18 protein-coding genes are annotated in these 18,510 nt (G+C 70.7%); 12 read left to right on the top strand and 6 right to left on the bottom strand.

The window, feature by feature from the left end:
* The first annotated feature begins 77 nt into the window (after positions 1-77).
* From ABZS69_RS37875 to ABZS69_RS37860, 4 genes are all read left to right on the top strand, one after another.
* Positions 78-611, top strand: coding sequence for a PadR family transcriptional regulator (locus tag ABZS69_RS37875; RefSeq protein ID WP_355380609.1), 534 nt, complete (start codon positions 78-80; stop codon positions 609-611).
* Positions 608-1,330, top strand: coding sequence for a siderophore-interacting protein (locus ABZS69_RS37870; RefSeq protein ID WP_355380607.1), 723 nt, complete (start codon positions 608-610; stop codon positions 1,328-1,330). Before ABZS69_RS37875 ends, ABZS69_RS37870 begins: the two co-directional genes overlap by 4 nt.
* A 74-nt stretch (positions 1,331-1,404) precedes the next feature.
* Entirely contained in the window at positions 1,405-2,172 is a 768-nt protein-coding gene (gene map, locus ABZS69_RS37865) for a type I methionyl aminopeptidase (protein WP_355380605.1), read from the top strand.
* Positions 2,173-2,477: 305 nt separating this feature from the next.
* On the top strand, positions 2,478-2,825 hold the full coding sequence (locus ABZS69_RS37860; protein ID WP_355380603.1) for a hypothetical protein: 348 nt from the start codon (positions 2,478-2,480) through the stop codon (positions 2,823-2,825).
* A gap of 240 nt (positions 2,826-3,065) precedes the next feature.
* Here ABZS69_RS37860 and ABZS69_RS37855 read toward each other — a convergent pair whose 3' ends face one another.
* Positions 3,066-3,992 (bottom strand): adenosine deaminase, encoded by a 927-nt coding sequence (locus ABZS69_RS37855; protein ID WP_355380601.1) that lies wholly within the window; start codon positions 3,990-3,992, stop codon positions 3,066-3,068.
* An 88-nt stretch (positions 3,993-4,080) separates the two neighbouring features.
* On the opposite strand from ABZS69_RS37855, the gene ABZS69_RS37850 reads away from it, so the two are divergent.
* Positions 4,081-5,238, top strand: coding sequence for a helix-turn-helix domain-containing protein (locus tag ABZS69_RS37850; RefSeq protein WP_355380599.1), 1,158 nt, complete (start codon positions 4,081-4,083; stop codon positions 5,236-5,238).
* Here ABZS69_RS37850 and ABZS69_RS37845 read toward each other — a convergent pair.
* Positions 5,194-6,387, bottom strand: coding sequence for an amidohydrolase family protein (locus ABZS69_RS37845; protein WP_355380597.1), 1,194 nt, complete (start codon positions 6,385-6,387; stop codon positions 5,194-5,196). The two genes, ABZS69_RS37850 and ABZS69_RS37845, sit on opposite strands and share 45 nt — an antisense overlap.
* A gap of 219 nt (positions 6,388-6,606) precedes the next feature.
* Here ABZS69_RS37845 and ABZS69_RS37840 point away from each other — a divergent pair, with 219 nt between their 5' ends.
* The 4 genes from ABZS69_RS37840 to ABZS69_RS37825 are packed head-to-tail and all read left to right on the top strand — an operon-like array spanning position 6,607 to position 9,921.
* A complete protein-coding gene (locus ABZS69_RS37840; protein ID WP_355380595.1) occupies positions 6,607-7,656 on the top strand; it encodes an ABC transporter substrate-binding protein in 1,050 nt (349 codons plus the stop codon).
* Positions 7,653-8,405, top strand: a complete 753-nt coding sequence (locus ABZS69_RS37835; protein WP_355380593.1) for an ABC transporter ATP-binding protein — start codon at positions 7,653-7,655, stop codon at positions 8,403-8,405. The genes ABZS69_RS37840 and ABZS69_RS37835 overlap by 4 nt, the downstream gene beginning before the upstream one ends.
* Entirely contained in the window at positions 8,402-9,151 is a 750-nt protein-coding gene (locus ABZS69_RS37830; RefSeq protein WP_355380591.1) for an ABC transporter permease subunit, read from the top strand. The genes ABZS69_RS37835 and ABZS69_RS37830 overlap by 4 nt, the downstream gene beginning before the upstream one ends.
* A complete protein-coding gene (locus ABZS69_RS37825) occupies positions 9,148-9,921 on the top strand; it encodes an ABC transporter permease subunit (protein WP_355380589.1) in 774 nt (257 codons plus the stop codon). The genes ABZS69_RS37830 and ABZS69_RS37825 overlap by 4 nt, the downstream gene beginning before the upstream one ends.
* A 175-nt stretch (positions 9,922-10,096) precedes the next feature.
* Here the strand turns inward: ABZS69_RS37825 and ABZS69_RS37820 are convergent, their stop codons facing one another.
* From ABZS69_RS37820 to ABZS69_RS37810, 3 genes are all read right to left on the bottom strand, one after another.
* A complete protein-coding gene (locus tag ABZS69_RS37820; protein ID WP_355380587.1) occupies positions 10,097-10,870 on the bottom strand; it encodes a CAP domain-containing protein in 774 nt (257 codons plus the stop codon).
* A 189-nt stretch (positions 10,871-11,059) separates the two neighbouring features.
* Entirely contained in the window at positions 11,060-12,604 is a 1,545-nt protein-coding gene (gene dacB / locus ABZS69_RS37815) for a D-alanyl-D-alanine carboxypeptidase/D-alanyl-D-alanine-endopeptidase (RefSeq protein ID WP_355380585.1), read from the bottom strand.
* A gap of 106 nt (positions 12,605-12,710) precedes the next feature.
* Positions 12,711-13,262, bottom strand: a complete 552-nt coding sequence (locus tag ABZS69_RS37810; protein ID WP_355380583.1) for a DUF1707 and FHA domain-containing protein — start codon at positions 13,260-13,262, stop codon at positions 12,711-12,713.
* An 88-nt stretch (positions 13,263-13,350) separates the two neighbouring features.
* Between ABZS69_RS37810 and ABZS69_RS37805 the strand changes: the two genes are divergently transcribed.
* From ABZS69_RS37805 to ABZS69_RS37795, 3 genes are read left to right on the top strand one after another with little or no spacing between them, the layout of a single operon-like run.
* Complete coding sequence (locus ABZS69_RS37805) at positions 13,351-13,872, top strand: PadR family transcriptional regulator (RefSeq protein WP_355380581.1); 522 nt, start codon at positions 13,351-13,353, stop codon at positions 13,870-13,872.
* On the top strand, positions 13,869-14,549 hold the full coding sequence (locus tag ABZS69_RS37800; protein ID WP_355380578.1) for an ABC transporter ATP-binding protein: 681 nt from the start codon (positions 13,869-13,871) through the stop codon (positions 14,547-14,549). The genes ABZS69_RS37805 and ABZS69_RS37800 overlap by 4 nt, the downstream gene beginning before the upstream one ends.
* The gene (locus ABZS69_RS37795; RefSeq protein WP_355380576.1) at positions 14,546-17,098 is read left to right on the top strand and encodes an FtsX-like permease family protein; all 2,553 of its coding nucleotides are present in this window, start codon (positions 14,546-14,548) and stop codon (positions 17,096-17,098) included. The genes ABZS69_RS37800 and ABZS69_RS37795 overlap by 4 nt, the downstream gene beginning before the upstream one ends.
* Here ABZS69_RS37795 and ABZS69_RS37790 read toward each other — a convergent pair.
* Positions 17,058-18,419: an MFS transporter gene (locus tag ABZS69_RS37790; protein ID WP_355380574.1), complete on the bottom strand. Its 1,362-nt coding sequence runs from the start codon at positions 18,417-18,419 to the stop codon at positions 17,058-17,060. The two genes, ABZS69_RS37795 and ABZS69_RS37790, sit on opposite strands and share 41 nt — an antisense overlap.
* Positions 18,420-18,510 lie beyond the last annotated feature (91 nt).

Here is an 18,510-nt window from a genome sequence, read left to right as displayed (position 1 = left end):
TCCGGAGAGCGAGCGATTACATCGATGGCCACGATCGATACTTGCTTAGCTATATCGTTCGATATAGCATCCGAGCCATGATGAATGCGCGTCGCAGCCCCGAGCGGGGCCCCACCGGGCGCTTCTTCGGCCCGGGTGAGCTTCGCCTGGCCGTCCTGGCCCTGGTCGCCGAGCGCCCCGGTCACGGCTACGAGATCATGGGCCGCCTCGCCGACCGCTTCAACGGCACCTACGAGCCCAGCGCCGGCTCCATCTACCCCACCCTCCAGCTGCTGGAGGACGAAGGGCTCGTACGCGTCGAGCAGACGGACAGCCGCAAGGTCTACCACGTCACCGAGGACGGCAGCCGGGCGACCGAGGAGCAGGCCGACGGGATCGAGCGGCTGTGGGGGCGGGCGGCCAGCAGGAGCGAGTGGGGGATGTTCCGCGAGCCCGAGGCCGCGGAGATCGTCGGGCCGGCGTTGCGCCTGGTCAAGGCGGCCGTGAAGGCGCTCGCCCACGCGCACCACGATCCGGCCGTGGTCGAGCGCATCCAGGAGGTCTTCGTGGACGCGCGCCGCAGGATCGAGGAGCTGGACACCAGGAGGCGGCCGTGGAAGGAGACACCATGAGGCGGAGCGTCGCACGACGGTTACTCGACCGGATGTTCCTCGCGGGCGAGGTGGTCGAGGTCGAGCAGCTGACCGCCCGCATGCGGCGGATCAGGATTGGGGGAGAGGCGCTCGCGGGCCTGGAATGGACGCCGGGCCAGCACGTGCGCCTGTTCATCGGCGACGGTGGCGGCCTGCTGGGCGGGGTCCTGCGCACGTACTCGATCTGGCGGTACGACCCCGCGTGGGAGGCCCTCGACCTGATCGGGTACGACCACGGCGGCGACTCCCCGGGCGCCTCCTGGGTCAGGGCCGCCGAGCCCGGCATGGAGATCTCCTTCACCAGGCCAGACGGCGGTTTCGTCGTCCGGGAGGCTGGCTACCATGTGTTCGCTGGTGAGGAGACGGCCTCGGTGGCGTTCGGCGCGATGCTGCGGGCGCTCCCGGCGGGCGCCGCGGCGTACGGTGCGGTGGAGGCCGAGGGGCCGGGCGATCATCTGGACCTGCCCGAGGAGCTGGTCAAGGTGTGCCGGGGAGGCAAGCCGGCGGCCAGGTCGGAGGTCCTGGTGAACGCGGTCAGGGAGCTGGACCTGCCGGACGAGCCCGGCGTGGCCTACCTGGCCGGGGAGGCGCGCACGATCCAGGCCATCCGGGCCCACCTGGTTAACGAGCGCGGCTGGCAGCGCAGGGACGTCCGTACGAAGCCCTTCTGGACGCCCGGCAGAAAGGGGCTCGACTAGCCCGAATGCGTCCGGCTCTCCTCGCGTGATAATAATACCGGTATAGTTATTCGCGAGCGGGTGAGGAGAGGTCTGTGATCGAGCTGAAGAGTGCCGGGGAGATCGACGCGATGCGGGAGGCGGGGCGGGTCGTCGCCGCCGTGCACGCCGCGGTGCGCGAGCGTGCCGCCGTCGGCGTCTCGCTGAAGAAGCTCGACGAGGTGGCCCGGACGGTCATCGAGGAGGCGAAGGCCGGGGCGTCGTTCCTCGGCTACCACCCCTCGTTCGGCGCCACCCCGTACCCGGGGGTGATCTGCACCTCCGTGAACGGGGCCATGCTGCACGGCCTGCCGACCCCGTACCGGCTGCGCGACGGCGACCTGATCAGCATCGACTGCGGCGCGTACGTCGACGGCTGGCACGCCGACGGCACGGTCAGCTTCGCGGTCGGCGAGCCGCGCGCGGAGGACCTCAAGCTCATCAGGGTCGCCGAGGAGACGCTGGCCGCCGGCATCGAGGCGGCGCTGCCCGGCGGCCGGATGGGGGACATCGGCCACGCCATGTCCACGGTCGGCCGGGGTGCGGGATACGGCATGCAGAACGACTTCGGCGGCCACGGCATCGGGCGGGCCATGCACGAGTCCCCCTTCGTGCCCAACGAGGCCCGCGCGGGACGCGGGATGCGGCTGCGCCCCGGCCTGGTGATCGCGATCGAGCCGAGCCTGATGGCCGGGGGCGGCGACGACTACTACATGGCCGAGGACGGCTGGTCGGTGTGCTCCGGCGACGGCAGCAGGAGCGTGCACGTCGAGCACACGGTCGCCATCACCGAGAACGGCCCGGTCATCCTCACCCTCCCGTAGGCCCCATTCGGAGTGACCTTTAGGGCCGATTCGATACGCGCGGTCATGATCCATCCCTGCGCATACCAGTCTGGGCCCTCGAACGGCCCTCCGCCACGGTGATGGCCAGGCCAGGAAAGGCGCGCAGGACACCCGCGGGAAGACAGTGCTTGGTCAAGAACACTGATTTGAGTATCGATTCGCCCAAGCGCGGTGTTAAGCCGGGCCAAGGCCAAAATTGTGGGCGTTTGTCGAAGTTGGGGGGAGGGGAAATCTCCTGACGGCAGCTACGGAGAGTAGTCGACATGTACCAGAGAGGAATCGATATGTACAGAAGTGGGCTCGTTCTCGCCGGTCTCGTCGCCGGGATGACCGTGTTCAGCGGCTCCGCGTTCGCGGCGACGCCCGACACCCTCCTCGAGGCGAAGGTGTCCCTGTGGCCTCAGGCCGCGGAGCAGGCCATGGAGCAGACCGTCGCCGCCTGGCCGAAGAAGGACGAGAACGAGGACAACAGGAAGATCCTCTTCGTCTGTGGTGATGAGAACCAGATCGCGGGCGGGAGCATCAACAACAACGAGAACGAATTCTCGCTGATCAAGGTCGAGACCGGCGACATCCTCGGCATCCTCGAGAAGCACAGCGAGGACGACAACCGGAAGTGCTCGTCCACCTGAAGTCGGTCCTCAGCGGCGTAGATTGCACAACCAAGGGGCCCACCTGCAGGGTCGGGCCCCTCGGTATCGCTCGATCTCGTTCGTGAGAGAGGCATTGCGCAGGTGGTCGGGTCCGCACGTCCGCGTCCGCCACCCTACGCAGCTTTTCGGAGCGGCGGTCTCGAACACCTCGCCAGAGCAACGAACGCCGCTGCTGAATCTGCCCCTCGACGGTCACCGTCGAGGGGCAGATTCGTCTGTTCACCCTTCGTACACGAATGACGCGTCGAAGGAGTTGCGGGCGATCCGGTCGAGCTGCTCGTCCGTCATGCCCAGCTCCCGCTGGAGCGCGGTGTAGTTATCGTCGACATAGCCCCCGAAGTACGCGGGATCGTCCGAGTTGACGGTCACGACGAGCCCTTCGTCCAGCATCGCGGGCAGGATGTGGTCACGCAGGGACGGCACTGCACGCAGCCGAACGTTCGACAGCGGGCACACCGTCAGCGGGATGCGCTCGTCCCGGAGCCTGGCCACGAGCTGCGGGTCCTCCATCGCCCTGATCCCGTGGTCCACCCGCTCGACCCGCAGGATGTCCAGCGCCTCCCACACGTAGTCGGGCCCGCCCTCCTCGCCCGCGTGCGCGACCCGGTGCAGCCCTTCGCTCGCCGCGATCTCGAAGACCCGCCTGAACAGCGACGGCGGGTAGCCCACCTCCGCCGAGTCCAGCCCCACCCCGATGAACGAGTCCCGGTACGGCAGCGCCGCCCGCAGCACCTGCTCGGCCTCGTCCGCCCCCCGGTCCCGCAGGAAGCACAGGATCAGCGCGGCCGACACGTCGCCGTCCTTCAGGGCCGCCGACAGCCCGCCGAACACCACCTCCAGCGGCACGCCCCGGCTCAGGTGCGCCTGCGGGTCGAAGAAGATCTCCGCGTGCCGCACACCCTGCTCGCCGGCCCGCCGCAGGTAGGCGGCGGCGAGGTCGTAGAAGTCCTCCTCGGTGCGCAGGACCGCCATGTGCTCGTAGTAGAGGTCCAGGAACGACTGCAGGTCGGTGAAGGAGTAGCGGGAGCGGATGGCGTCCACGTCGAAGGTCGGCAGGTCGATCCGGTTACGCCTGGCCAGCTCGACGACGAGCTCGGGTTCGAGGGTGCCTTCGATGTGCAGATGGAGCTCTGCTTTGGGACGCATGGCAACGAGTAAACCGGACCCCGGCTGATGGGAGCATTGTGCGAACCTCTGAAGTCTGGGGTTTTGAGCTGGCATAACATCAGATTTCATGAGGCTGTCGGACCTGCTCGCGCGCGACGACCTGCGGCTGACGCTCGTGACGGGCCACGAGGAGGTCGACCGCGAGATCCGGCGCGCGTACCCGACGGACCTGCCCGACCCCCGACGCTACCTGCAGTCCGGCGACCTCGTGCTCACCAGCGGCGTCTGGTACGGCGAGCCGGCCGACTGCGAGCGGTTCGCCGACGCGCTGTGGGCGACCGACGCCGCCGGCCTGGTCGTGGGGCTGATCGTGCTCGGAGAGCTGCCCGAGGAGCTGGTCAAGGCGTGCGAACGGCGCCGGGTGCCGCTGCTGCTGGCGGCCCCCGACCAGTCGTTCGGCGCGATCACCCAGGTCGTGACCGCCGAGGGGTTCGCGGCCGAGCAGCGCAGGGCCGAACGGGTGCGGGCGCAGACGCTGCTCGACGTGCTGGGCCACATCCCGCCGGGTGAGGTCTCCGCGCACCTGCGGCTGCTCGGCGCCGACCCGGGCCTGCCGACCGCCGCCATGGCGGTCACGCTGACGGGTCCGGCGAACGACGAGCACGACCTGCCCGAGGTCCTGCACGAGGGCCTGGCCAGGAAGGGCCGGCACCTGATCGTCGGCGGCACCCCGCACGAGGCGATCGTGCTGGTCAACGGTCGGGCGTCGCGCAAGAGCCTGGCCGACGAGCTGCGCGGCCTGGTGGCGGAGCGCCCCGGGCTGAGCATCGCGGCCGGGATCAGCGAGATGGCGGCCAGCGTGTCGCAGCTCGGTGAGGCGCTGGAGACGGCCAGGCGGGGCATGGAGTCCGCGCGGGGCGGGCCGGGGCCGGTGTCGATCATGTCGGTGGCCGACATCGACAGCTTCGACCTGCTGCTGGCCACGCTGCCGGCGAGCGTGCGCCGGTCCTTCCGCGACCACCTGCTGGGGCCGGTGGAGGAGTACGACGCGCGGCACGGCTCCGAGCTGCTGCGCACGCTCGACATCTTCCTGGAGACCTGCGGCTCGTGGCAGCGCACCGCCGACGAGCTGTACGTGCACGTCAACACGTTGCGCTACCGGATGCAGCGGATCGAGGAGCTGACCGGGCGGCGCATGTCGTCGATGCGCGACCGTACCGACCTCTACCTGGCGCTGCGGTCAGGCAGAGACGGGCAGGCGGCCCGCGACGACGCGGCCCCGTGAGACCACGGCCACGATGTTCTCCGTGGCCAGGTCCTCGATGCGCTCCCACGGGCGGCCGCGCAGCACGATGAAGTCGGCGCCCAGCCCCGGCGCGATCCGGCCCACGGGCATGCCGATCGAGTCGGCCGCGTCGGAGGTGGCCGCGCGCAGCGCCGTCCCGGCGTCCATGCCGAGCACCCGCGTCATGTGGACGACCTCGGCGAACTGGTCGCCGAACTGCACGTGGTGGCCGTTCGCGTCGGTGCCGAGCACGAACCGCACGCCCAGCGCGGCGGCCTGGGCCAGCAGCACGTCGCGGCGGGCGACCAGCTCGGCGGCCTTGGCGCTGGCCTCGGACGTGACGGGGACGCGGCCCTCGGCGATGGCCTCGTTGATCAGCAGCGTGGGCGCGACCGGCGTGCCCCGGGCGGCGAGCGTCTCGGCCAGGTCCTTGCTCATGAGCGTGCCGTGCTCGATCGAGTCGACGCCCTCCTCGACGGCCACCCGGATGCCGTCCTCGGAGTGGGCGTGCGAGGCCACCAGCATGCCGAGCGCGTGCGCCTCGTCCACGACCGCTCTGATCTCGTCGGGCGTGTAGTTGCGCCAGGCGTTCTTGTCGCCGATCGACAGCACGCCGCCGCTGGTCGTGAGCTTGATGCCGTCCATGCCGGCGCGGGCCCAGGCGCGTACGAGCTTGCGGCACTCGTCGGGGCCGTCCGCCGTGGGCTTGCGCACGGGGAACGCGGGCGGCACGAACAGGTCGTTGTGCCCGGCCGTCATCCCCACCACGCCGTGCACCTGGATGCGCGGCCCGGGCAGCACCCCGGCGTCGAACACCCGGCGCAGCGCGATCTGAGCCTCGTCGCCGGCCAGGTCGCGCAGGGTCGTCACGCCGTGCCGCATGGCCCGCTGGGCATGGGCCACGCCGTGCAGCACCTGCTCGTCCCGGGTGGTGACCAGCGGCCAGGTCGCGAAGTCCGGCGGGTCGCCGGGGCCCGCGTAGCCGATCAGGTGCACGTGCGTGTCCACCAGGCCGGGCAGCACGCACAGACCGGCGTGGCCCGGCTCGGCGTCAGGCTGCACGCTGATGATCCGGTCCGGCTCCCAGCTCAGATCGACTGGGCCGCGATATTCGGTACCGTCCCAAAGGGGGATTCCGTCGAGTCTCATTTCAGGCCCGACGCTACCTGAGCCTGCGGGCGGCTGGAGGGATCTACGGTCCTCCGGCGGCGCTCTCGTAGGGACCTACAGGGTTCGCCAGCGGTTTTCCCGGATTCTTCCCGCGGGACAGCTCCTGTTGCCCGGCCGTCCAAAACCACCGTCACACGATGGTAATAATCAATGGATACCGTCCTGACCTGCACGTTCACCGCCGCTCAAGGAAGAATTATGGCTATTTCTCTCGATCGCCGCGCTTTCCTGCGGACAACAGGTCTTGCCGGTCTTGCGCTCGGCTTGGCCGCCTGTGGCGAGACCACGGCCGCCGGCGGCGGCGGCGCCAGCGGGCTGGGCTCGGTCAAGCTCCAGCTCTCCTGGAAGAAGAACGTCGAGTTCGCCGGCGAGTACTTCGCGGACAGCAAGGGCTACTTCAAGGCCGCCGGATTCTCGCAGGTCGAGCTGCTGTCGGGCGGCGGATCGGGCACCTCGGTCGAGTCGGGCCTGGCCACGGGCCGCTGCTGGGCCGGTCTGTCCGCGCCCACGATCACCGCCCCGGCCGTCCTGCAGGGCGCCCAGCTGAAGATCGTCGGCGCGACGTTCCAGAAGAACCCGTTCGCGATCGTCTCGCTCAACAAGAACCCGATCAAGGAGGCCAAGGACCTCGCCGGCAAGAAGATCGGCGTCCAGGACTCCAACGAGCTGGTCTGGAACGCGCTGCTCAAGGCCAACGACCTCGACCCGTCGAGCGTGACCCGCGTGCCGTTCCAGTCGGACCCGTCGATGCTCACCTCCGGGCAGCTCGACGGCTATGTCGGCTACGTCACCAGCGGCCCCGTACGGCTGCGGATGCAGGGCCACGACCCCGCCTACCTGCTGTTCGCCGACGCCGGCCTGCCGCTGGTCGCCGAGACGTTCACGGTGACGCAGGACACCATCGACAAGGAGCGCGACAAGCTCAAGGCGTTCCTGACCGCCGAGATCAAGGGCTGGAAGGACGCCGTCGCCGACCCGGCCAAGTCCGCCGAGCTGGCCGCCACCGTCTACGGCAAGGACCAGAACCTCGACGTCAAGGAGCAGACCGAGGAGGCCAAGATGCAGAACGAGCTCGTGATCACCTCCGACGTCAAGGCCAACGGCCTGTTCACGATGACGCCGGAGCTGATCGAGCAGAACATCGCCTCGCTCGCCAAGGCCGGCCTGAACATCAAGGCCGAGCAGCTCTTCGACCTGACGATCCTGGACGAGGTCTACAAGGCCGACCCGAGCCTGAAGCTGTCATGACGGGGATCAGCATCGCGGGGCTGAGCAAGTCCTTCGGCAAGGGAGTGACCGCGCTCCAAGGGGTCGACATCCAGACGCCGAAGGGCTCGTTCCTGTCGCTGCTCGGCCCCTCCGGCTGCGGCAAGTCCACGGTGCTGCGCATCCTCGCCGGGCTGGAGCAGCCCACCTCGGGCGAGCTCCGGGTGAACGGCGAGACCCCCGAGGAGCTGCGCAGGAGCCACCACCTCGGCATCGCCTTCCAGGACTCCGCGCTGCTGCCCTGGCGCAGCGTCGCGACCAACATCCGGTTGCCGCTGGAGGTCGCCGGGCTCAAGCCGGAGCCCGGCGTGATCGAGGACCTGATCAAGCTGGTCGGGCTGGAGGGGTTCGAGAAGGCCCGGCCCGCCGAGCTGTCCGGCGGCATGCGGCAGCGCGTGTCCATCGCCCGCGCGCTGGTGGTCAAGCCCAGCGTGCTGCTGCTGGACGAGCCGTTCGGCGCGCTCGACGACATGACCAGGCAGCGGCTCAACCTGGAGCTGCTGCGCATCTGGACCGAGAAGCCCGCCACGACGCTCATGGTCACCCACGGCATTGGCGAGGCCATCTTCCTGTCGGACGTGGTCGCCGTCATGAGCCCCCGCCCCGGGCGGGTCATCGAGATGGTGGAGATCGGCCTGCCCCGGCCCCGCACCCCCGACATGATGCGTACGCCCGAGTTCCATGCGATCCACGACCACCTCAGCGACCTGCTGTTCGGGCACGGCGCATGAGGCGAGTCCAGGGACTGCTCGGCGTCGTCGCGCTCGTCGCGCTGTGGTGGCTGCTCGCCGTGACCGTGTTCGCCGGCGGCGGCGCGGTGCCCACCCCGTGGGCGGTGCTGGCCGCCATGGGCGCCGACGGCTGGGCCTTCTACGGCCCGAACGTCTCGGCCACGCTCGGCGCGGCGGTCCAGGGCTTCCTGTGGGGCAACGGGCTGGCCATCGGCGTGGCGCTGCTGGTGCTGCTCGTGCCCCGGCTGGAGGCCGTCGCCACCCAACTCGCGGTCATCAGCTACTGCATCCCGCTGCTCGCCATCGGTCCCATCGTGCTGGTGGTCTTCGGCGGCGACGCCACCGTGGTGTTCCTCGCCGCCATCTCCGTCTTCTTCACCACGCTCATCGGCGCCCTGCTCGGGCTGCGCTCCGCCGACCGGGCCAGCCTGGACGTCGTCACCGTGTACGGCGGCGGCCGGCTGGCCAGGCTCCGCTACGTGCAGATCATCTCCGCCCTGCCCAGCACGTTCGCGGGCCTGAAGATCTCCGCCCCCTCCGCGCTGCTCGGCGCGATCATCGGCGAGTACCTCGGCAGCAACGACGCCGGGCTGGGCGTCTCCCTGATGATCTCCCAGCAGCAGTTCCAGGTGCCGCGCACGTGGGGGCTCGCGCTCGTGTCCGGCCTGATCGCCGGGCTCGGGTACGCGATCGTCGCCCTCGTCGCCCGCGTGGTCACCCCCTGGTCGAGAGGCGAATCACAGTGATCGGCCGCACCGTGCTGAGGATCGTCGGCCCGCTGGTCCCCTCGGTGGTCATCGTCGTGGCCGCGTGGTGGCTGGCTCTGGAGGCGTTCGGGATCAGCCCGCTCGTCGGCAAGCGCCCGCCGCAGGTCTGGGAGTACCTGACCGCGTCGGCCGCCCACCGCGAGGCCGTGTTCGGCGCGCTGGGCATCACGATCAGGGACGCGGCCATCGGGTTCGCCAGCGGGATGATCGCCGCCATGGCCGTGGCGGTCGCGTTCGTGCTGTTCAGGACCGTCGAGCAGACGTTCATGCCGGTCGCGATGCTGCTGCGCTCGGTGCCGCTCGTGGTGATGACGCCGCTGATCACCCTGATCTTCGGCCGTGACCTGCTGGGCGTGGCCGTGATCGGCGGCATCGTGGTCTTCTTCCCCGCGCTGGTGAACATCGCCTTCGGGCTGCGCTCCGCCTCCCCGCAGGCCACCGACCTGGTCATGGCGTACGGCGGGACGCGCCTGACCGTCCTGCGCAAGGTGGCCGTGCCGACGGCGATGCCCTCCGTCTTCGCCTCGGCCCGGATCTCCGTGCCCGCCTCGATCATCGGGGCGCTCATCGCCGAGTGGCTGGCCACGGGGCGGGGGATCGGCGCCGAGATCCTGCGGGCGATCGGCGGTTTCCGCTACGACGAGGTGTGGGCCGACATCGTGGTGGTCACCGCCGTGTCGATCCTGGCGTACGCGGTCGTCGGCGTGGTCGAGTCGCTGGTCCTGGCCCGTTTCTCCGACCGCTCGTAAGCGGGGAGTTCGCGGGCCCGGCCGCGGTCCCGTGTGCGGGGGAGACGCGGCCGGGCCCGCTCGGAGGGGAGCGTCTGGGCGTGCGGTGGGATACCGGCGGGTGTGGCCGGTGAAGGCCCGACGCTCCCTTGGCTCAGTGGGTGCGGCTCAGTGGGTGCGGCTCGGTGGGGTCGGCTCAGTGGGTGGCGAAGACCTGGGTCCAGGTGGGTCCCTTGGCGTTGTGTCCGACACCGATGTGGGTGAAGGAGCAGTTGAGGATGCCGGCCCGGTTTCCTGAGCTCTTGAGCCAGCCGCTCATCACGGAGGCCGCGGTGGGCTGGCCCATGGCGATGTTCTCGGCGACTGAGGTGAAGGAGAAACCGGCGGCCCTGATGCGCTGGTCGAACGTGCGGCCGTCGCGTGAGTCGTGCGAGAAGTAGTTGTTGGCCGCCATGTCCGCCGAGTGGCGCTCGGCGGCGAGGTGCAGCCTGGGGTCGTGAACGAGGGGACGGCAGCCCTTCTTCGCCCTGGCCCGGTTGGTCAGCTTGACGACCTCTGTCTCGATCGAGGACGCGAAGCCGCCGCCCGACGCGCACGACAGCTTCACCGGGCGCGACCGGCTGCCGCGCCCCTTCGAATCGACCGCGACCACGTAGTAGCTGCGCGGGGTGACGGAGCACTGCACGCCTGCCGTGATCCGCCCGGTGCCGACCAGCCTCGAACCGCTCTTGAGTACCCGGTCGGGGCCCGGCGCGACGACCTGGATGCGTACCCTGAGCCGGGCCTGGTCGGAGCAGCCCGTCCTGGTGGCGGTGCCCCGGACCACGCCCTTGGCCACGACCGGCTTGGCCGCGATCACGCGGCATGCCTGCGCCGAGGCGACCTGGGTGGCGGCCTGCGCGGCGGGCGCGGGGAAACTCAACGGCGCCAGACTCCCGAGGCAGACGAGTGCCTGGAGCTGTCCGCGCATTTCATTCCTCCGGTTCAGGGGTCGACTTTGCGTCGAACCCGCATTCTGGCGCTCCCAGGTCGGCTATGTACGGAAATTTCAGACCTAACCTGGAGTTCCAAGTGGCCAAATCGTGATCCAGCCAGCTCAATCCCGGTAAACCACAGCGGCCCCCTGAGCGTCAGGGGGCCGCGGGGTTTCATGCGACGGTTAGCACTGGACGGGCTTCAGCCACGAGCATTCGAGGTCGCCCGCCGGGCCCTGCTCCGTGGCGCGCAGCTGCGTGGCGTCGGCGGTCGCGGTGGCCCGCGTGAACTGGGCGAGCCGGACGGCGATCTTGTCCTCGATGTCCTTGGGGGAGCCGGACAGGTACTGGTTCAGCATGATCGAGAAGATCAGCGGCTCGCCCTCGGCGCTCGTGACGTACCCGGACAGCGAGGTCACCCCGGTCAGCGAGCCCGTCTTGGCGTGGACGTTGTTCGCGGCCGGCGTGTTCCGCATCCGGCTGCGCAGGGTGCCGCCCACGAAGCGCTCGGCGTTGCCCGCGATGGGCAGGGCCTGGTACCAGGTGTCGAACCAGGGCTTGCTCCGCACCGCCGTCAGCAACTGCACGATCGAGCCCGGCGAGAAGCCGTCGCGGCGCGACAGCCCGGAGCCGTCCCGCATGTTGATCACCTGCACCCCGTTGGCCTTGGCGAAGTCGGTGCTGACCTTGAGCCCGGCCGACCACGTGCCCTGGTCGGCGACCTTGCGGCCCATCGCCTTGGTGAGGATCTCGGCGTGGATGTTGTTGCTCAGCTTCAGGAACGGGACCAGCAGCTCGCCCAGCGTCATCGACTCGTGCCGGGCCAGCTCCTTGGCCCCGGCCGGGGCCGCGCCCGCGACGGTCGGCCCGAGCACCTTGACGCCGTGCTTGGCCAGCGACGTGCGGAACAGCGACGCGGCGTACGCCGTGGGGTCGTCCACGGCCACCCACTCCTGGTACGGGTCCTTCACCGTGCCGGTGATCACGACGGTACGCGTGCCGTGCTGCCGCTCGATGAGCACGTCGGTCGCCGAGCCGACGGTGGCCTTGTTGACGATCTTCAGGTAGCCGGTCTCCGGGGTGGTGGACACCTTGACCTTGTCACCGTCAGCCGCCACGGAGACGATCACCGAGCCGGCGTCGTAGTCCCGGTCGGGCGAGGCGGTCAGGGCGGAGATGGGCGCCGCGTAGTACGCGGTCTCGTCGTCCCACGACCAGTCGTTGCCGAGCCGCTGCGAGTCGAACCAGGTGTCGTCGGCCACCAGCTTGCCCGCCACGACCTTGACGCCCGCGGCGGCGACCTTGGCGGCCAGCGCGTCGTAGTCCTCGGCGAGCATGGTCGGGTCGCCGGTCCCGCGCAGCACCAGGTCGCCGGTCAGCGCCGATCCGGCCTGGCGGCCCGAGTGCAGCACGGTGGTGGGGAAGCGGTAGTCGAGGCCGAGGGTCTCAGCGGCCGCGGCGGAGGTGAAGAGCTTGGTGTTGGAGGCGGGGGTCAGGAGCTTGCCCGCGTCGGTGGCGTACAGCTCCTCGCCGGTGGTGGCGCTCTTGACGACCACGCCCGCCCTGGCGATCGTGAGCCGGGAGTCGCTGAGGATCTGGTTGATGTCCTGGGTGAGGTCCGCCACGCCCGCGGAGGGCTCCAGGGCGACGGCCGGGGAAGAGGGGCTGGACGCCCACGCGAGGGCCGCGACGAGCGCGCCCGCGACGAGGGATGCTGAGGTACGCCGCATGGGGGGTCTCCAAATGACTGGGGAGTCGCCCTGCCAGCATTGACCGCCGCAAACCTTCTGCAATCCGCAAATATCCGTATATGTCGGGCGGCTTTCGGCGGGCGCGTCAGACGGACGGCTGGCCCGCGGTCACCATGAAGCCGCAGTCGCCGAACGAGATCTCGTCACCCGACCGCACCCGCGCCGGCCCCACCAGCCGCCACCCGTTGAGCCGGGTGCCGTTGAGCGAGCCGAGATCCACCAGCATCCACCCGCCGTCGCCCTCCCGGCGCAGCTCGGCGTGGACCCGGGAGACGGTTAAGTCCGACAGGACGAGGTCGCACGCCGACCCGCGCCCCACCACGTAACGCAGCCGGTCGTCGTCGGGCAGCGCCAGCCGGGGCAGCCGGGGGCGCCGCCACGCCGACTGCAGCCGGGTGGTGAACTCGGACACCGACGCGACGGCGTCGGTCAGCCGCTGCCTGATCGTCGCCTTGCGCGGCAGGTCGGCGACCAGTTCGTCGAGCTCGTGCTGGCTGCGCGCGCGCAGCGCCTGGTCCACCCGGCCCACGAACGTGTCGTGGGAGATCCGGCCCTCCGCGGCCTGGTCCCTGAGCTCGTCGATCGCGCGGTCCCGTTCCCCGTCTGATGCGCGAAAAGGCGGCTGCGTCGAGCTCATAGAGCGAGTATCGGACCGAAGGGCGCTCGCTGTCCAGAAAACGCCGATCGCTTGCAATGGGCATACTCGGTATGCATACTCAGTATCCATGTCGATCAGACACGGACTGCTCGCGTTGCTGAGCAGCGGACCGCGCTACGGCTACCAGCTCAGGGTGGAGTTCGAGGCGTCGACGGGGGCGACCTGGCCGTTGAACATCGGCCAGGTCTACACGACGCTCTCCCGGCTTGAGCGCGACGGCCTGGTGGCCCCAGGGGGAGCCGACGAGCAGGGCCGCGCGGTCTACACGATCACCGAGGCCGGTCGGGAGGAGCTGGAGCGATGGTTCAGCACCCCCGTCGCCCAGACCGACCGGCCTCGGGACGAGCTGGCCATCAAGATCGCGATGGCCGTGGCCGGCGGCCTGGACGTGGCCGAGGTCATCCAGACCCAGCGCGTGGCCACCATGCGCGGGCTGCAGGAGCTGACCCGGGCCAAGCGGGCCGCGGCAGGCGGGTTCGCACAGCGGCTGGTCCTCGATTCGCTGATTTTCAAGGCCGAGGCGGAGCAGCGCTGGCTGGACCACTGCGAGGCCGTTTCCAAGCAGATGTCCAAGGAGCAAGAGCAATGACTGTGGTGAGTTTGCGGGACGTGACCCGCGAGCACGGCCAGGTGCACGCCCTGAAGGGGGTGAGCCTGGAGGTCGCGGCGGGGGAACTGGTCGCGGTGATGGGCCCATCGGGCTCGGGCAAGTCGACGTTGCTCAACGTGGCGGGCGGTCTCGACCGCCCCACGTCGGGGACCGTGACCATCGAGGGCGAGGACCTGGCCAGGGTGAAGGACCTGGCCGCGCTCCGGCGCACCAGCGTCGGGTACGTCTTCCAGGACCTGAACCTGATCCCGTCCCTGACGGCCGCCGAGAACGTGATGCTGCCGAGGGAACTCGACGGCGTCCGCTTCGGGAAGGCCCGCGATGAGGCGCTGGCCGTGCTCGCCGAGGTGGGGGCAGGCGAGGTCGCCGACCGTTTCCCCGAGGAGCTGTCCGGCGGGCAGCGCCAGCGCGTGGCCATCGCCAGGGCGCTGGTCGGCGAGCGGCGGCTGCTGCTGGCCGACGAGCCGACCGGCGCGCTCGACACCGCCACCGGGGACGAGATCCTGCAACTGCTGCGCACCCGCTGCGACGCGGGCGCGGCGGTCCTGCTGGTCACCCACGAACCGCGCTACGCGGGCTGGGCCGACCGGGTGGTCTACCTGCGTGACGGCGCGGTCGTGGAGTCGAGCGCCGTACGGCTGGAAAGCGCGCGATGAGCGCGTTCCGCGCCGCGCTGCGCATCTCCCGCAGGGACGCCCTGCGCTTCAAGGGCCGGACCGCGCTGATCATGGTGATGATCGGCCTGCCCGTCCTGGTCATCACGGCGGCGCTCACCGCCGCCGCCACCACGAGCATCACCGCCCGCGACAAGCTGGACTCGGTGTTGGGGGCGGCCGACGCCCGCATCGACACGCGTCCGTTCCGCACCCCGATCGAGCAGAGCACGGACGGAGAGATCGCCGATCAGCGCGAGGTGCCGCGGTCCGAGCGGCCGTGGACGCCCGCCGAGATCGGCACGCTGCTCCAGGGACGCCTGCTCCGCTACCAGGCGAGCATCGTGGAGGCCCGCCTGCGGGACGGCTACGACCGGGTGGACGTGTTCGAAACCGACCTGCGCGACCCCTTGACGAGCGGGATGCGCCGCCTGGTCGAGGGCAGGTTCGCCGCCGCGCCCGGCGAGGTCGCCGTGTCCCCCGCGCTGGTCGACAGGGGTGTGCGGATCGGCGACACGATCAAGACGTGGCGGCCGGACCGCATCGTGCGGGTGGTCGGGGTCGCCGAGCACCCGAACCGGCCCGGCATGCGCGAGATGCTCGCCCTGCCGGAAGGGCTGCTCCCGCACCAGAACGACGGCAACGACAGCGGCTGGCTCATCGACACCGCCGCCCCCGTCCAGTGGACGGACGTGCAGAGGCTCAACAAGGCGGGCCTGGCCGTCAAGTCCCGGGTCCTGATCGAGCGCTCCGGCGCCGACGACTTCGGGTCACGGGACCTGCACGGGCTGCTCGAGCTGGGTGTCGCCGTCGTGCTCGTCGTGACCGAGACCGTCCTGCTCGCGGGCCCCGCGTTCGCGGTCGGGCTGCGCCGCAGGCGCAGGGAGCTCGCCGTGATCGCCGCGCAGGGCGGCTCCGGGCGGCACCTCAAGACGATCGTGCTGGCCGACGGCCTGGTGCTCGGCGGCGTGGCGGCCCTGCTCGGAGCCGGGCTGGGCATCGGGGCCGGGCTGGTGGCGGAGTGGTTCGCGGCCCGCCTGCTGGACTGGACGCACGGTCCGGCGGATGTGCCGTGGGCGCAGGTGCTCGGGGTGGCCGTGTTGGGCGTGGTGAGCGCGCTGACCGCGGCGATCGTGCCCGCGATCCAGGCGAGCCGGCAGAGCCCCGTGCACGTGCTGGCCGGGCGCGCCGCGGTGGACACGCCCGGCCGCGCGGGCCGTCCCGTGCTCGGGGCCGCGCTGGTGCTGCTCGGGCTGGCCGCGACGGGGTTCGCCCTGCACCGGGGCACGCTGTCGATCGCGCTGGCCGCGACGTCGGTGGTGCTCGGGCTCGTCGCGCTGATGCCGTGGCTGGTCCAGGCCACGGGACGGCTCGCCGGCCGGCTGCCGCTCCCGCTGCGACTGTCCGTGCGCGACGCCTCCCGCCACCGCGTCCGTACGGCCTCCGCCACCGCCGCGGTCATGGCGGCCACCATGGGCGCCGTCACGCTGGGCATCGGTGTCAACAGCGCCTTTGTCAGCCAGGAGGCGAGACGCGGCTCGATCATCCCCGCGGGCACCACGGTGGTCCGCGCCTGGGAGCTGGACGATCAGGGGTGGGCGCGGGTGCGGGCGCTCGTCCAGCAGAAGCTGCCGGGGGTGCGCCTGGTCGACGGTCTGGAGGCGACGGACGCGCGGGGCAGGCCCCAGCCTCTGCTGGTCGACTGGCAGGGGGACTGCGAGGGCAGGTGCACCCCTCCCGACTACCTGTTCAGCCCCGTGCCCGTGGCGGACGAAGAGGTGCTCGCCTTCCTCCAGAAACGCAGGGATCCGCAGGCGGTGGCGGCACTGGCGGCCGGCAAGGCCGTGGCGTTCAATCCCGGCCTGGTCCGCGACGGCATGATCACGTTGCGGATCGAAGACGGGGGGGAGAAGCCGGCCAAGACCTTCCAGGTTCCCGCCGTGGCGGCGGCAGCCGAGCCCGGTCAAGGGGGCGTGGTGATCTCGCCGGCCGCGCTGGCCGCGGCGGGGCTCAAGGTCGCGCAGCGGGTTCTCTACGCGGCGGACACATCTGTCGACGAGCAGCGTCTGTCCACCGAGATCAGGGCCGTGATCGGGGAGAAGGCCTCCGTCATGGTGGAGGAGGGCCGCGCCAAGGACCTCTTCGTGACCCTGGTCATCCTGCTCGCGTCCGCGCTGGTCCTGGTGCTCGGCGGCACGTTCGCGGCCACGGGCCTGGCCGCCGCCGACATGCGCCAGGACCTGGACACCCTGTCCGCCGTCGGCGGGACCGCGCGGGTCCGCAGGCTCGTGGTGGCGGCCCAGGCCGCCTACATCTCCGGCCTCGGCGCGCTCGTGGGCCTGGTGGCGGGCACCGTCAGCGGCCTGGCGCTGACCTGGCCGCTGACCCGCCGGAATCACGGGAACCTGGAACTCCTCAACCCGGGAGCCACGACGATCTCCGTGCCCTGGCTCTTCCTGGCCGGGGTCGTGGTGGGGCTGCCCCTGCTGGCCGCGCTGGCGGCCGGGCTGTTCACGCGGACGCGTCTGGTGCCGGCCCGACGGGTGGCGTGAGCCGGTACTTCAGCGTCATCAGCACCGACAGGAAGATGATCAGCGCGGGGACCGCGGTCTGCCCGATCAGGACCGCGGTCACCGCGCTGTCGGGCTGCTCGACCGGCCTGCTCGGCTCGGACTCGATGAAGCCGCCGATCGACAGGATCACCCCGAAGATCAGCGCGCCGAACGCGCTGACGCCGCTCTCGATGGCCGTCCACAGCCCGGTCAGCACGCCCGCCCGCCGCTTGCCGGTCTGGGCGGCGTCCGCCGCGATCACGTCCGCCAGCATCGAGAACTGCAGCAGCTGCACGCCCGCGTAGCCGACGCCGACCAGCAGGATCGTCACGTGCGCCCACACGGAGCCGAAGATCGGCGTGGCGATGGCCGCCGTGGTGCCGCCCCCGTACAGGATCGCCGCCAGGATCATGGCGCCCCGCTTGTCGAAGCGCTTGGCCAGGCGCACCCACAGCGGCATCGTCAGCAGGATCGGGCCGACCAGCGCGGCGAAGAGCGTCTGCGTGGCCTTCGGCGAGCCGATCGTGTACGCGGCGAAGTACGGCGCGGCGGCCAGCATCATGCTCACGGCCAGCATCTGCGTGCAGGACAGCACGGTCAGCCACAGGAAGGGCCGGTTCCCCTTGATCGCGGCGAGCTGCTCGCGCAACCCTCCCCGGTCCGCCTCCGGCGCGCCGGTCATGGGAGCGCGGGCCGTGCCGAAGAAGGAGCCCAGCATGGAGACGAACAGGATGACCGCGATCATCGTGGCCATCAGCCGGTAGCTGTCCAGCGTGCCGTGCTCGCCCTGGCTCGTGACGACGGCCGGGGCGAGCACGCCGCTGACCGCGGTGGCCGCGCCGATGAAGATCATGCGCCACTGCAGCAGCGAGGTGCGCTCGTGGTAGTCGTGGGTCATCTCGCCGGGCATCGCCTTGTACGGCACCTCGAACAGCGCGTACGCCGTCGCCGTGGCGAGGAAGCACGCCCCCACGTACAGGGCGGCGGGCACGCCCGTCAGCGGCGGCCCCGCGAACACCAGGAAGAACATGACCGGCAGCGTGCACGCGCCCGCCAGCAGCCAGGGACGACGGGGGCCCAGCCGAGACCGGGTCCGGTCCGACCAGCGGCCGATCATCGGGTTGATGATCAGATCCCAGACCTTGGGCGCGGTCACCACGACCCCGGCCAGCCAGGCGGGCACGGCCAGGAAATTGGTCATGTAGTACAGCAGGAGCAGGCCGGGCACGGTGCTGACCGTGGCCGTGCAGAACGACCCCACGCCGTAGCCGAGGCGCACGCGCCTGGAGACCGTGGGCGCGTTCACCGTCGGTGTGATCATGCTCTCATTGAAGCCGAGCGAGAGCTTGTTCGGGAGGGCCCACTTTCCCCATGCCACAGGGCCCGGTCACCCGGGCCCCGGCGGGTACGGA

Origin of the sequence: Nonomuraea sp. NPDC005650, from assembly GCF_040605375.1 — a bacterium.
In the GTDB taxonomy this organism is placed as follows: domain Bacteria; phylum Actinomycetota; class Actinomycetes; order Streptosporangiales; family Streptosporangiaceae; genus Nonomuraea.
This window is presented reverse-complemented; position numbering and strand designations above follow the sequence as displayed.